The organism is Dictyobacter halimunensis (assembly GCF_036245075.1).
Map to the genome: position 1 here is coordinate 1,401,842 of NZ_BSRI01000001.1, position 13,528 is coordinate 1,415,369.

General features: G+C 48.7%; 14 protein-coding genes. 10 read left to right on the forward strand and 4 right to left on the reverse strand.

Features of this window, described 5'->3' with window-relative positions; genetic code table 11:
* Nucleotides 1-12: 12 nt before the first annotated feature.
* Complete coding sequence (locus tag AABA21_RS05640; RefSeq protein WP_338248014.1) at nt 13-822, reverse strand: GNAT family N-acetyltransferase; 810 nt, start codon at nt 820-822, stop codon at nt 13-15.
* Nucleotides 823-1,024: 202 nt separating this feature from the next.
* Nucleotides 1,025-1,354 (reverse strand): HEAT repeat domain-containing protein, encoded by a 330-nt coding sequence (locus AABA21_RS05645; RefSeq protein ID WP_338248015.1) that lies wholly within the window; start codon nt 1,352-1,354, stop codon nt 1,025-1,027.
* Between the two features lie 603 nt (nt 1,355-1,957).
* Between AABA21_RS05645 and AABA21_RS05650 the strand changes: the two genes are divergently transcribed.
* The 3 genes from AABA21_RS05650 (at nt 1,958) to AABA21_RS05660 (ending at nt 4,467) form a co-directional block, all read left to right on the forward strand.
* Nucleotides 1,958-2,332 (forward strand): hypothetical protein, encoded by a 375-nt coding sequence (locus AABA21_RS05650; RefSeq protein ID WP_338248016.1) that lies wholly within the window; start codon nt 1,958-1,960, stop codon nt 2,330-2,332.
* 201 nt (nt 2,333-2,533) lie between these two features.
* Entirely contained in the window at nt 2,534-3,697 is a 1,164-nt protein-coding gene (locus AABA21_RS05655) for a hypothetical protein (protein ID WP_338248017.1), read from the forward strand.
* Between the two features lie 23 nt (nt 3,698-3,720).
* A complete protein-coding gene (locus AABA21_RS05660; RefSeq protein WP_338248018.1) occupies nt 3,721-4,467 on the forward strand; it encodes a hypothetical protein in 747 nt (248 codons plus the stop codon).
* Here the strand turns inward: AABA21_RS05660 and AABA21_RS05665 are convergent.
* Both AABA21_RS05665 and AABA21_RS05670 read right to left on the reverse strand, forming a co-directional pair.
* Nucleotides 4,437-5,060, reverse strand: a complete 624-nt coding sequence (locus AABA21_RS05665) for a transposase (protein ID WP_338248019.1) — start codon at nt 5,058-5,060, stop codon at nt 4,437-4,439. The two genes, AABA21_RS05660 and AABA21_RS05665, sit on opposite strands and share 31 nt — an antisense overlap.
* Complete coding sequence (locus AABA21_RS05670) at nt 5,057-5,581, reverse strand: helix-turn-helix domain-containing protein (RefSeq protein ID WP_338248020.1); 525 nt, start codon at nt 5,579-5,581, stop codon at nt 5,057-5,059. The genes AABA21_RS05665 and AABA21_RS05670 overlap by 4 nt, the downstream gene beginning before the upstream one ends.
* A gap of 115 nt (nt 5,582-5,696) precedes the next feature.
* Between AABA21_RS05670 and AABA21_RS05675 the strand changes: the two genes are divergently transcribed.
* From AABA21_RS05675 to AABA21_RS05705, 7 genes are all read left to right on the forward strand, one after another.
* Nucleotides 5,697-6,257, forward strand: a complete 561-nt coding sequence (locus tag AABA21_RS05675) for a helix-turn-helix domain-containing protein (RefSeq protein ID WP_338247815.1) — start codon at nt 5,697-5,699, stop codon at nt 6,255-6,257.
* Entirely contained in the window at nt 6,254-7,039 is a 786-nt protein-coding gene (locus AABA21_RS05680) for a transposase (RefSeq protein WP_338247814.1), read from the forward strand. The genes AABA21_RS05675 and AABA21_RS05680 overlap by 4 nt, the downstream gene beginning before the upstream one ends.
* 128 nt (nt 7,040-7,167) lie before the next feature.
* Nucleotides 7,168-8,613, forward strand: a complete 1,446-nt coding sequence (locus AABA21_RS05685) for a hypothetical protein (protein ID WP_338248021.1) — start codon at nt 7,168-7,170, stop codon at nt 8,611-8,613.
* Nucleotides 8,613-9,878, forward strand: coding sequence for a metallophosphoesterase family protein (locus AABA21_RS05690; RefSeq protein WP_338248022.1), 1,266 nt, complete (start codon nt 8,613-8,615; stop codon nt 9,876-9,878). Before AABA21_RS05685 ends, AABA21_RS05690 begins: the two co-directional genes overlap by 1 nt.
* Before the next feature lie 3 nt (nt 9,879-9,881).
* On the forward strand, nt 9,882-12,428 hold the full coding sequence (locus AABA21_RS05695) for an AAA family ATPase (RefSeq protein WP_338248023.1): 2,547 nt from the start codon (nt 9,882-9,884) through the stop codon (nt 12,426-12,428).
* A gap of 2 nt (nt 12,429-12,430) precedes the next feature.
* The gene (locus tag AABA21_RS05700) at nt 12,431-12,793 is read left to right on the forward strand and encodes a helix-turn-helix transcriptional regulator (protein ID WP_338248024.1); all 363 of its coding nucleotides are present in this window, start codon (nt 12,431-12,433) and stop codon (nt 12,791-12,793) included.
* 28 nt (nt 12,794-12,821) lie between these two features.
* Nucleotides 12,822-13,406 (forward strand): ImmA/IrrE family metallo-endopeptidase, encoded by a 585-nt coding sequence (locus tag AABA21_RS05705; protein WP_338248025.1) that lies wholly within the window; start codon nt 12,822-12,824, stop codon nt 13,404-13,406.
* The last annotated feature ends 122 nt before the right edge of the window (nt 13,407-13,528 follow it).

Consider the following 13,528-nt stretch of genomic DNA (forward strand, 5'->3'; position numbering starts at 1 on the left):
ACGTTCTCATCTTCAAATCGCTACATAGTAGACACTAAATGTTCCGTACGCCTGAAACCCAATGCGGTAATAGAGCGCACTTCCCATGGAGGTGGCTGCCAACAGACCGATGCGATACCCACACGATCGTGCCTCATGCAGTGCGGCAAGCGTCATCGCCGCGCCGACGCCCTGGCCTCGATAGTGAGGCAGCGTAAAAATATTTCTCAAGGATGCTGCTTCCATACCGCAAAACAACAGGGACGTCGCCACCGGTTCACCATCGATAGTTCCTAGATACAGACGCAGTGGGCTGTGCTGGTCAAGGTGCAGGCCAGCGTAGAGCGTAAAACACTGCTGTATGAGCTCTTCTGAGCAATCCGAGAAGCACACCCGCAACCATTGCAACAACTGCTCGTGGGTGCGAACACGATGGATGATTAATCGAGATGATACCGAGAGGTTCGTGTTCATGCGGAACAGGTCCACAGCCATGACAGGTTCCGTTTCAGCACGAATAAATCCGTGATCCTCTAAAACCTGTCCCACGTTGTCTGGACGAGAGGAGGGTCCCACGAACCAGAGAAATGGCAGACGGCGCTGTTGAAAATACGCACAGACACGGCCGATAGCAGGAGAAAGGCGGTCAGGCTCCAGCTGCGTCTGCAACACACCATTGAAACTATCGGCATCGCTTCCCGTGGCATACCAGAGGAGACCTGGCTCATCGTGAAGCTCCGCCTGGGGAAGCTGGCTAAAGAGTGTGCGCTCGGCAATGTGATTGGCATCATACGCCAGGGAAACCTTTGATGGTGTAAAATCTTGCAGGGCGATAGTATTCATGAGCACGTTCACCTTTCTTCACGATCACCTATTTCAATATGAGGGTTAGAGAGCTCTTCCTCATGCCTTTGGTCCGGATCTGGTCGTAGGTATCGTGTGGCACCGAGCACTTCAAGGGTACGGACGAACTGGCCTTGATTTGCTACGTAAACGCGTGCTCCATGCCTCTTGAGGCAATCAGCTTTTTGAACGGCCAGTTTTGCTAGAATCCTGCCTCCCACAGGGCTCGACGAGACGCTTTGGTATTGATCTGTTTCAATCCACTAATGGCCCAGGTCTTCAACAACGTTTCATCACTGTAGAGATATTCGAGGAAAAGAGGGAGAGCGCCAGGATCCCTGGCTTCAGCAAGCAGTTCTAAGAACCAGCAACGCAGGCCAGGATTAGTTTCCCGAGTAACCTCATTTACCAATTGCTGAGTATACTTATGAGCCTGAGCACGTAGAAGATGAAAGCCATCCTCCTGCATCTGAGGATCGCGCATGCGCATGAGACGTAGACATTCTTGAAATCCCGGAAGCTGTTTTTTCAACGAAAACTCCTTTTTTCTCTTTGAAAAGTGTCTAAGCTGGTATGTACTTGAGCACTCAGATCAATTCTACGCTCTACTGCACTGTTTGACAATCCTCATCACGCAAAGTGCAGAGAACCCCCAACTTGACAACCAATTTCCTCGAACAAGACGGTTGAAGACGTATCATGGCGCGCCGGTACACATGCACTTTTGAGCTTGAATTCCCAGAAAAGACATCCTCTGTGTTCCCTTCGTTGAAGTGAGATTGGTAAGACTGGTATCAAACAGGGAACCAAAATGGGTACCCAATAAAGGAGCCTGGGGAGCGGACTCAAAGGGTAATCTCAAAAGTGCTGTGTACCGCATGACAGCCAACTTGCCAGCCAATTTCAAAAACGGCGTTTTAGGGTCCTAATTGGGCTCCTAAAACGCCAAAAGATAGCATAGAACGGTACACAGAATGAGCGCACAAAATACTTCGCGACTGCACGCATTCGCAACCTTACACTGGTATGATGAAACATCAAGTTCATCTTCAACTTCGTCACCAAAACCAGCGAGCTCCTGCTTGCCGCTGGCATCGTAGTCAGCACCGCCAACTTTCTCACTGATAGCAGCGTCATGCAAGGGCACGCTGCTCTCTCAGATGCCTGGGCGTGGGCGCAGGCTATCGCCATCGACTCCAGTTTGGGCATCGTCTTTATCAACGCCTTCCAGGCCCTACGGGAACGAGACAAAATACGCGCGATGAACTTCTTCACGCTCACGGCCCTGCTCGCCACGGTCGCCGGTCTCATCACCCACTTCGACGCCCTCGGTCTCCCTGTCTCAGATAAAGGCATCTCCGGCGTCATTCCCCTCTGGATCATGACCGCCCTGCGCGCCGTGGCCGTGATTGGCTTCCTGCTCACCTCCCGGCTCAAAAACTTCTCCTTCAACGAGGTTCGTAACGACTGGCACAGAGGCAGACGTTCTCTCCACGAAAGACTTGTATAGAGTAGGGGGTCTACATGCATTTATTGCCATAGTACTCAAATAATATTCCCCAATAGATTAGAACTAAATTTCTATAATTGTCTGTTTCGCAATTCCAAATTACTTTTGTATGAAATATCTTGAAAAGCTCTTGTCTTTGTACACAATTTGTGTTATCTTTGTTTTGAACACAAATTGTGTACAAAGGAGATGTAAAATTTAGTGATTGATGATGATATCCTCCTGAATTTACGTGTTCTGGCTGCGGCACGGCGGGAAAGTGGTGATGGAAGGTTGATACTTAATCCAGATCCTCTCTCTTTTGAGCATTCAGAAGCACCAACTGACTTCGAGAGCGGTCCTGTACCTGGACAGGTCCTTGAACCAAACGAGAATACTCCATTTGCGTTGCGCAAATTAGCCAAACGATTGCATAAGGTGAATATTGAGGGTTTCTGCGATGGTATACGCTCGACCTATTTCGTTGGCCATGAGGATCACCTCCCTATTATATACGCGAGAAATGCCTCTGTCATACGCACACGCGACTGTATGACCGGTTATCATGCAAACAGGTATGGAATGCGGCGCCAGCAGGCCATACTCCTAGCACCATTCTCACTATTCGATCAAGCCACTCTCACTGTCTATGAACGTTTGAAGCTCTACAAGAGCCGCCACGCAGACCTCTGCTGGACAGGGCTAGATAATTGGTCTGGAGACAGTGCAAAATACATTCCAACACCTGCTGAGATGAAGCAGATGGGCAATGTTTCCTGGCAATACAGAGCACGGCGTAGGGCTAGGCATCTCCTTGATTTATCTGAACAGATCACGGCGATGGCGGGAGCTCGATTACTGCGTGAGCAAGATCCAACAGGAAAAAGTTGGCTACTCAAAGATGGCTCATTTTCTCAGTTTAGACGCGAGTATTTGCGTCTGGCAGAACCGCTACGCAACATCGTCTCTTGTGTCAAAACACATCCGGTATCGTACTTTGGGATCGATGGCGAACGGATACTCCATCAAATGGAGATTGGACAACGAAGCGTCGCTTTTCTGCCACGCCCAGCCCTTCAGGCTCAGAAGGGCTATTCTCTACAAGAAACCGATCGACCAATGATTTCTTGGTACTTACGTGTGCGCCAAGCGAACTCCCACGATGCCAATCACATGAGCGGTATTGTCCGGCTAGATATCGCCACTATCGATGATTGGAGCGATTGGATCGATGAAATAAGTTGGGCTGTCCTCGACGAATTTCATGGCATCTCTTCTATGCCAGATCCACGATACGATGTAATGCCATATGGGATCTATGACTGCGAGCAATTCCTTAAAGCGCAGCAACTTCCGGGCGAACTTTTACTAGCACAATTACGCTGACATCGAGAGGATAGGAATCAATTATGCAAGACGCAAATCAACACAAGCGCAACGAATTCCAGAGTGCATGCCTATCACCTAACCAGGAAGCCACTAGAGAGTTTTCTGATCTAGAAGAGCTTGTCATTAAAAATTATCCAGAGGCACCCGATACGACTGAGATCGATGTGGACAACGAAGAAATCGATGCGCTTTTGGAGGCCGTTGAACGCCAGAAAGAAGCACAACAGCAACCAGCGTCGCTACCAGAAAGGCCAATCGGTTATGTTTCTAACGCACGCAATGCAACATCTCGTAGCGATCTCTTCCAATTTTGGGCACCAGCCGAAGAAGTTTCGCTAGGCATCGGCAGCATCGTACGTCACACTGCAACTCAGCCACAGTGGGTTGATACTTACGGCATCATTGTCGATACCACCGGTAACACGCTGGGCTTGGATGACTATGCCTTTCATGTCTATGAACAGGATGCCCTTCCCCCACTCGATAGTATCACTCCGGCACCGAGCTCACGGCGCCCTGTAGTGCATTATCAGGCCAAAGTGTTGGCTTCAACGCAGAAAGCCCAACGCCCAGTACACAGTGGCCCAGTTTATGCAGTAAAAGCAGATGATTTCGCAGCAGTACATACTAAAGATCTGTGGCTTGACCCTCAATATCTATTGCTCGGCTTCTATGAGGATGCAGCTGGTAACTTTGGTGTCTTTGGCGAGGACCGCGCTCGCGTTCTAGTGCATTCTCAAGAGATCTTTTCCGGGATGGATAAATGAGGCTCATACGAACAGTGATAATAGGAACAAATGCGCTCAGCCAGTTGCCTTGCCGAGAGCAATCCATTGGGTTCAACGACAGCACGCTTGCCATGGATCCACTTGGGCTCGATGGGGTTGAGCCAGGGGCTCTGTTTAGGCAGAAACAAGGGGAGAATGCGCACACCTTTGCCCGAGGCCTTCACCTGCTGATTGTGCCCACGAATCCAGGTACGTACCATCTTGCTGTAATGCCAGGAGGCATTGTCCCAGATGAGCAGCCACGCTGTTTTGCCCTGACGCTCCAAGCAGGTGCAGCACCAGTCCAGAAACTGCGTGGTGATGTCACTCACCGGACGCCCATCGACAAAGCGCAAGGACATCTGATCCCGAATGGGAGCCTCTGCTGGCCCTCGTTGCCACAGAACTCCATAACATGCCAGCGCTTTCGTATCGGGATCGGCCTTCTGCCAGTTCTGCTCTCTCAAATGAATGGGAGCATCGGTCGTTTGCCAGGCATGAGCTGGGGGCAACGCGAAGCGACTCCACCACACCTCATCGAGAAAGCCAATGGCCCAGATGGCCGCTTGCTGCGCCTGGGAGGCCCAGATCAAGAGTCGGTCGCGAGCGGTTTTTTTTCCTGGTACAACGGATCGGGGCTGGTGATCCAGTGTTTCGCTCGCTTCCAGTTGATGCCCAGACGCAAGAGCGTTTGGCGCATCGTCTCGATGGAGACGGAACGGGTCATCCAGCCAAGGCGAACACACTGCTTGACGAGCAAATCGAGTGTCCACAAGCTGGTCTCGAAGCCGAAATCGCGCGGCGGGCGATGCAACACCGCTTTGAACATCTCGGTGGTCACGTCTTCGCGCAGAACGGTTGGCAGATGGTGGGGACGGCTCGATCCAGCTTGGAGCGCTTCTCGTCCCTCCTGGTTGAATGCGTGGATGGCATGGCGAACGGTTTGTTCGTCGCAGGAGAGCGCCTTCGCGATGCCGGGAGGCGTTTCCCCACGAGCCGAAGCGAGCAAGATCTGGCTGCGACGAAGCACAAACGCGTCGGCTGAACGTAATCCAGCAGTTAATGCCGTTCGTTCGTCTTCGGAAAGGTCTCGAACAAAAATGCGTGGTCTCATGGGATTGAGTATACCACATCCCGGATCACCTCTCTTGAGAATTCACTAGTGGGTCATTTGCCAACTGCTGTAGGAATGTGCGATGCTCAACAAAAAGTCTGGAAGGAGACCAGCCATGTCCCGTCGAGCATCACAACCCCTGCGGCTGTTTTCGGAAGAAGAAGCCAAAGAACTTCAGCGTGTGAGCAGAGCCTCTAGTGAATCGCGTAACCGTCACCAGCGAGCCGTCGCGCTCGTAGCCGTTGCGGAGGGGAAGAGCTTGAGCGAGGCGGCGCGCCTCGTTGGATGGAAAAGCCACGACCCAGTCACACGGCTAACCAGGCGATTCAATCTCATGGGGTTGGCGGCGCTCGATGATTTGCCCCGATCGGGAGCCCCGCGAACCTATGGGCCAGTGGAACGAGCACGGATTGAGCAGGAGGCACGCCGCACGCCTGATCGCAAGGAAGATGCAACAGCCACCTGGTCCCTCACACTCTTGCAACGCGCCCTGCGCCAAGCTAGCGATGGGCTTCCGAAGGTGAGTACCTTTACGATCCTGCATACCTTGCATGAGGCAGGCTACAGTTGGCAGAAAGATCGCACCTGGTGCCATACGGGAAGAACCCTCAAGAAAGGAAAAGACGGGACGGTGTATCAGAGCGAAGACCCCTACACCCAGGAAAAAAAACGGTGATTGAGCGTGCCTACGTGCAGGCCGAGCATGTGGGTCTCCCCTTGTGGTGTGAAGACGAGGCAGGTCCGTATCAGACCATTCCTCACCCCGGCTTCGTCTGGCAGCCAGAGGGAGAACCAGGGCGACAGGACCATCAATATATCCGCGGGAAGACCTGCAAATTCTTGACCTTGTTTCGGCCAGCCACGGGGGAACTGCGAGCCAAACCAGTTGATCAAAGTACCAATGCCATCTTGCATCCCTGGCTCAAGGAAGAATTGGAGGCTCTTCTCAAAGAGTGTCCGCCAGTTCTAGAGGCGGTTCCAGAGGAGCGACTCTGGCAAAACTGGGATCCCTTTCCTGCCGCCGAACAACTGGATCGGTTCTTGCCTCCCTTGCGCATGTTGCTGATTTTAGATAACCTGGCAGGTCATTACAGTCGCGATTTGGTGAGCTGGTGCCATGAACGCGGCATTGGACTGTTGTATACCCCGTGTGCTGGATCCTGGCTCAACATGGCTGAGTCTGTGCAACGGATCATTATCCGGAGGGCACTGGAGGGGCATCATGTTTATGATGTCGAAATTCTCAAAGATTGGCTCACCGACACCATCGAGGGATGGAATCGTCATCCGACCCCGTTCATCTGGGGAGGCAAACGGCATGCTCGTCGCGACCGTGCCTATGCGCGTCGTCATCGGCAAGGCGGGTCAGGAGCAACATCTCAATACGTGGTGCCGCGGCGCATTCGTTCGGTGCGCTATTACAAACCGGCCAGCAATGCCACTGGATCTGGCAAGTGACCCACTAGGTCCCAAGCAAGGACATGTCATTTTTAGCGGTTTACCAGGAGCAGGAAAAACATCACTATTCCTGACGCTCACCATCTCCTTATATGCACAGCTACAAAATATGGAAGAGGAAAATTAGTATGAGGAGGTTGAAGGTTCCGGGCATTGCCACATTGGCGATCAATGTCAAAGGAGCAGATCTACTGTTTCTTGATCATCTCGCTCCTGAGGATTTAGAAGAACACGATAAACGGATGTGGCGCGCAGCCGGGGTTGACGTAGATAAGAAGCCCTTCCGTCGTGTTATCGTCTATACACCTCTTAAAGAGGATGGTATTAATCGCTATTCGCTCCGTTCCAATCCTGCGGCTGATATCCCTGGATACAGCGAAACGCGCGACTTCGCTCTGGGTATTCAAGATATCTGGTCTTATCTTAGCCTGTTCTTTGATAAAGCGTCTACAACAGTATCAGCACTCATTGCTGAAATTGAGCAATACTTGGATGAAACCCACCCATATGGTTTTACATTAGCAGATATACTTGCTCTCTTCGAACAAGAAATTAGAAAACCTCAGAACGCACGCAAAAGCAGTCGCTGGGAAAATTTCAATCTGAATACGATTCGAGCGGTTGAGCAGCGATTTCGCTCACTACCAGCCACATTAAAAGGGCTCATTGATGTAACTGGCAAAGGTTTTGGCTTGGATAAACTTACCGACTTACAACCCTACGATATGATCGTAGTTGATATTGAGCGCATTATGGCTAATCCAAGCGACCTTCAGGTTGCGGATAGTGCCATTAAAATTATCACCGCCTACATCTTGAAACAACTGACAGAAGCAATGACCAAAGGTACGTGTGGGGTTGATCATGTCATTGTTTTTGCTGATGAATTGAACCGTCTAGCACCACGTAACGGGAATGGGGGGATAGGTGAATACCTATCTCAGCTTGCACGCACCACACGTGATCGCGGTATTGTTCTGTTTGGAGCAGGCCAGTTCCGTAGTGGCATCAATGAGGACATTCTCAAAGCCGCCTCGGTTCATTATTCAATGCGTACTCCCGAACACGAGCTCAGCGATCGTATGTATACACCCCTGTCGCAGGAATTCAAAGCTCGCCTGACACAGCTTGAACCGGGACAGGCTCTGTTACAATACCCATCATTACGCACAGCCGTTTTCACTCAATTTCCTCGGCCATTTGTGATGAGCGGAGCACAGACCTGGAAGGAACATTTCCCACCAGTAGAGGATCGCTCGCTTGCGGATTGCGTCTTCCAGAGAATAAGTAGGCTCGACTCTGAGCACGCACCCCTCTTATCTACCGTCCGAGACGTACTAGAGGGCATAATACAAGCGCAGCCTTCACAGAAAAAGTCAGATGTGCAGAAAGACCTGCTTAACTTGCTACGCAATGTTGAAATATATTATTCGCATTCCAACAACCTACCAGCAAAACTTTCTCCTTGGCAAAAATTTGTAGAGAATATTGCCATTACTTACCCTATGAAAAAGATTGATATCACCCAAACGCCGACACCACCAAACTTTTTAGCAGATGAGGAGGAATGGTAATGACAGCTATCCGCCTGATACACCTGGCCGATCTTCACCTGGGCTATTCTGGTCCAAACAATTTATTAGTTACTGAAGCAGAAAGCACGCAGAAAGCTGGGCGCTATCTACGAGAGGTCGATATCGAACACGCAGTTCAAAACATCACAGCGGAGATTGTCAGCGCCCAACCACCGGTTGATATTGTGCTCCTTGCTGGTGACATCTTTCATAAACCATCACCCTCACCGCGTGCAATCACCTGTGCAGCCAGAATGGTACGCAAACTAACCTCAAATAACATCGCTGTCGTGATTATAGACGGGAACCACGACACATCGAGTATTCTACATACTGGTAGCCCTACAACTTTCCTTAGCGCATTAGGTGCTATAGTTGTGAATGGTAGTGTGAGTAGAATATTACGTGATACATGCTGGCAACACATAACTGGCCCCAAGAGCGATAAGCTAGAGAAACTAGCCATTCACGCTCTTCCATATAGCGCTCTGCGAGGTCAGCCAGACTTTACACACGTCTACCCTATAGAGGGATACGTAAATGTCCTTCTTACACACGGTCGTGTATCCAACATGGCTGAACTAAATAGCTTGTATAAAATGGCGCATACTATCCCGGTAGACATCTTAAATCGGGGCTGGCATTATGCAGCACTAGGTGATTGGCATATTCATCGGTACCAACCACTACACCATGTACCAGCATACTATGCAGGTAGTTTAGAGCCACTCACGTTTGGAGAGGCGATGAATTATCCTTTAGACCCCAAGGATGCTTATGCTGTGCATGGTGCAATTGATGTCCGCTTGTCTCGAGAACAATCGGCTGAAATATACACCTTGGCTAACAGTCAAGCACGCCCACTCCTGAGATTAAAAAATATTGATGCACTCGATATGAATGCAGATGCACTGATGATGGCAATCCGCGAATGTTTGCTTGCTGAATTCCCAGCCCATGCACTTGTCACACTAGAAATTCTCAATATCCACCCCGATGTCTGGCTGCAACTAGACCATGCAGAGATCGCGACCCTGCGCCAGCGTGTACGGTATTGTAGTATACACCCCAGGCTACAACATATTTCTACTACTTCAAGTGCTGCAGCAGTGTCTGAAGCAACGCTTGATCACCAGTGGGAATACTTCCTCGAACAGTATGAGCCAGATGAAGAAGCTAGAACCTGGTATAAAGAGGCCGGATTGAGAAAGATTGAAGAGGCACAACAGTTACTACAGTCTGCTTATGCACAAGAAGGAGAATGAAGGATGAATCAGACGGCGCTTACCTTGCAACTACAAAACTTCCGACGTTTCGCCGGCGCACATGACGTTGCATTTATACCAGGTCTAACCGTAATTAGCGGAGACAACGGAGCAGGCAAAAGCACGCTCATTGAAGCGATACTGTACGCTCTCTTCGGCCCTGCCAGACCCGGGCAAGATAAAGATATACGAACTGACTCCCATAGCGGGCCTGTTCGTGTAGAGTGTAAACTCACTATCGATGACCAAGACATCCATGTTATTCGTGCAGGTAACGTTGCAGAACTGCGCATCAACGGTATTTTGCAGATTCAAGGAGGGCCGAATAGCGGAAAAGAAACCTCAAAACGAATATCTGCTTTGCTTGGAGGATTAGGACGTGAACAGTTCGCACGCATTTATGTTGCTCTACAAGGTGATACGGCAGGCTTAGTGAGCGACACAGCCACCAAGCGGCGTGCAGCAATTGAAACTGTTCTTAACATGGATATTTTGGCAAAAGCTATCGAGTTACAAACCAGGCAATGTGAGCGAGCAAAAGGCAGAATTAGTACATTGGGTGAAAACATTTGCACAGACTTTTCCCTAGATAATGAAGCGCGTGAGCTCATTGAGAGCTTTAATGGTGCACGTGCAATTCATACTAAAACACAATATACCCAAAAGTTCCAGAAAAAGTTCGAGCAAGCTATTACACAAAAGCATCAGCAGCTCCAGGATGCTATTCGCAGTGTTTCTCAGAAAAAGAATGAGGTATCAGAACTTTCAACCCAGTTCAGGATAGCTCAGGAAGAAGTCAAACAAGCTGAGCAAGCTTTCGACCGTCTAGAAGAGGTTCAGAAAAGTTACAATGACTATCAGAAGATGATTATCGGATTTGAAGGGCGCTTAAACCAGATCCAGCAGGATATTCAAAAGTACCAAAACGACTTGGTATTGGCTGAACAATATGCTCCAGCCGTATCCCAGTACGAACACTGGCAAAAAGAAATTCAATCCTATGAAAAACGCCTCGCACGCCTTCCCGTAATTGAGCAACACTATCAGGCATACCAGCAGGCCCAGGAGCTAGTAGAGAGTCTCGATCGTGAATTCAACACACTCAGTGATCTCCAAGAGGCATTGAATCTCTCACGAGAGAATATGATACAAGCCCAACACAACCTAGAAACGCTCATCGATAATGATCCTACAACAGCAGACTATGAGCTATGGCACACGCGCGATACTCGTCTGGCCCTTGAATTCCAACAGAATACCGATGCACAGAAACAGCTTAACAGTAGTATAGGAACAGATCATTGTCCTACCTGTCATCAACCTTTAACTGGACACGCTACCCAACAACTCATACAACATTTCAATCTTTGGTTCCAAGAAACATTGCCATTGCAGAAAGCACAGTTAAAAACGGATAAGCAACGTATAGATACAAAAAAACGTCAATGGGAAGCGGATAAAAAGCAGGCCAAACGTGTTTTCGAACAAAAGCAAGAACAAGCTCGAATTATTGAAGATAAAATCACCGTGATTCATAGCCGATTTGAAGAAAGAAAACGTGCTCGCATCGTCCTCGCGGAGAAACAACAGGTATGGCTCAACCAGCAAGAAACTACACCTGATCCTCAAGAAGAAGGAATAATACGCAAAAAACTTGATCTGGCAAAGCAAACATTGCAGTTATTAGAACCTCAAGTAGCAACCTATAAACAGATCCCTTTCATCCAGGAAAATCTCTTTAATAAACAGGAAGAACAGCATACTCTTGAAGGGGAAAAGCAAGAGATCCATGAGCAGCAAAGTACCCTCAATTACGATTCAGAACGCTTTGAAACCGCGAAAATACAACTAGAGCAGCTACGTCGGCAAACAGAAAGCAAGCAAGGTCAACTGCATCAGTCGCAAATTGACTGCATATCTGTTCAATCACTTGCGGATAAGGAACAAAAAGACTTTGACGCAATGCAGTCTCAACATTACCGATTTGGGACATACGTTCAAGAACATATAAGGGAAGAACATTTACAAAACCATCTAGAGGAATTCAAAAAACACTTCTTCGAGGCTAATACTGAAGAAGTTATGCGCCGTACAACGGAGTTACTCATGCATGCAATTACCGATCAATCCATCTTGGGTGTAAGATTTGATGGAGATATACTACAGTATCTTGATGCTGAGCATGCTGCCTATTCCATTCAGCGCTTATCAGGAGGAGAAAAATCGCTGCTAGGACTCTGCTTACGTATTGCCTTGGCTGAACGGGCCCAAACAGTTACCAAGAGAGGGCGCGTCAAATTCCTTGTGCTGGACGAAGTTCTTTCTTCATTGGATGAAGAGCGTTGCGAGGCCGTACAACGCATCTTTGCTAATGTATTGCAACGAGGTATCTTTGAGCACATTATCATGATTACCCATCTGGATACGGTTAAACAGAGTTGGCAGGCTAATGGATTGACTGTGCGAAAGATGGATGGTAAAAAGAGTGCAATTATCTCGGTCTTTCCCGCTGAGGTTTCTTTGGAGGTGGCCGAGGAAATAGAGGTCTAGGCATGACAATTTCGCAATCATCAAATATCCAAGGAGGGAAGTTTCTCGCTTCCCTCCGTCAAAAAGTCAATATTACACAGGCAGATTTGGCTAAGCGGGCGGAAGTCTCCCGTAGCATGATAGCACAATTAGAGAGCGGAGAACGGCGACCGTCACAGAAACTTGTCCGAGCACTTTGCCAGGTGCTACAAGTATCGATCGAAGAAGAAAGGCAACTCTTGCTAGCTTATGATATTACCCCATCGGGTCACACGCCAGAACAAATTGCCGCTTTTTTACGGGCAGATAAGAATCTAACTCTTGATCAGGCCGAGAAGATTGCTGCGTTGGTGCGGGAAGCCTACGAAAAAGCGATACAGGAATAATTGTGAGTTGTGATGGAAAGTGCCACTCATGAAGAGAGATATTACATTGCGGTATTCCAACGATCTTCCTGGAATACCTCTTCAGCGAGAAATTGAAAAATTCACTCTTGCTGATAGAAAAGCACTTGGTTGTCGTTTTGGAGAACCCTGCGATCCTCGACAATTGATTAAATTTCACGACGTTACCAAAATTTTAGAGACATACGCATCCTATAATACTCATTACGGACGCTCCGTACAAGGAGAGTTTGAACAACGCTGGTCAGGAGTAACCCTCCATATTAACAATGGCAATTATATAATTATGATAAATCCTGATCACAGTTTGTCGCGACGTACATTTACCATTGCCCATGAGTTTGGGCATTTGGTATTTAATCATCAAACAGTCACTATTACAACGCAAAAATCCCTTGAAACACGATATAGTGATGAGCAAGAATTAGAAGCACATAGTTATGGATTAGCACTCTTGCTGCCCTATGCTCCCCTTTTGCAAATTGTGAGGCAGGGAGCAAGTGTTAGTAGCATTGCCAACCATTATGGAATAAGTATGGATGCAGTTGCAATGCGATTAAAGTTAACAGGGTTATGGAAAATGTGCATACCATAGCCGTATTGGTAAACTTTGATGGACCCAGGATTCCGGTACCATTATAAAGGTTTCCCTGCGCCACAAAAGTGGGAAAAGCTCACCTGCAAATAATAATGCTGTTTCCTCGGCCTGCTACGGTT

What these genes read in the sequence shown, in the direction of transcription:
- AABA21_RS05695 (WP_338248023.1), top strand. Translation starts at nt 9,882, where the DNA reads ATGAATCAGACGGCGCTTACCTTGCAACTACAAAACTTCCGACGTTTC.
- AABA21_RS05705 (WP_338248025.1), top strand. Translation starts at nt 12,822, where the DNA reads ATGAAGAGAGATATTACATTGCGGTATTCCAACGATCTTCCTGGAATA.
- AABA21_RS05675 (WP_338247815.1), top strand. Translation starts at nt 5,697, where the DNA reads ATGTCCCGTCGAGCATCACAACCCCTGCGGCTGTTTTCGGAAGAAGAA.
- AABA21_RS05640 (WP_338248014.1), bottom strand. Translation starts at nt 822, where the DNA reads ATGAATACTATCGCCCTGCAAGATTTTACACCATCAAAGGTTTCCCTG.
- AABA21_RS05700 (WP_338248024.1), top strand. Translation starts at nt 12,431, where the DNA reads ATGACAATTTCGCAATCATCAAATATCCAAGGAGGGAAGTTTCTCGCT.
- AABA21_RS05660 (WP_338248018.1), top strand. Translation starts at nt 3,721, where the DNA reads ATGCAAGACGCAAATCAACACAAGCGCAACGAATTCCAGAGTGCATGC.
- AABA21_RS05690 (WP_338248022.1), top strand. Translation starts at nt 8,613, where the DNA reads ATGACAGCTATCCGCCTGATACACCTGGCCGATCTTCACCTGGGCTAT.
- AABA21_RS05650 (WP_338248016.1), top strand. Translation starts at nt 1,958, where the DNA reads ATGCAAGGGCACGCTGCTCTCTCAGATGCCTGGGCGTGGGCGCAGGCT.
- AABA21_RS05685 (WP_338248021.1), top strand. Translation starts at nt 7,168, where the DNA reads ATGAGGAGGTTGAAGGTTCCGGGCATTGCCACATTGGCGATCAATGTC.
- AABA21_RS05670 (WP_338248020.1), bottom strand. Translation starts at nt 5,581, where the DNA reads ATGAGACCACGCATTTTTGTTCGAGACCTTTCCGAAGACGAACGAACG.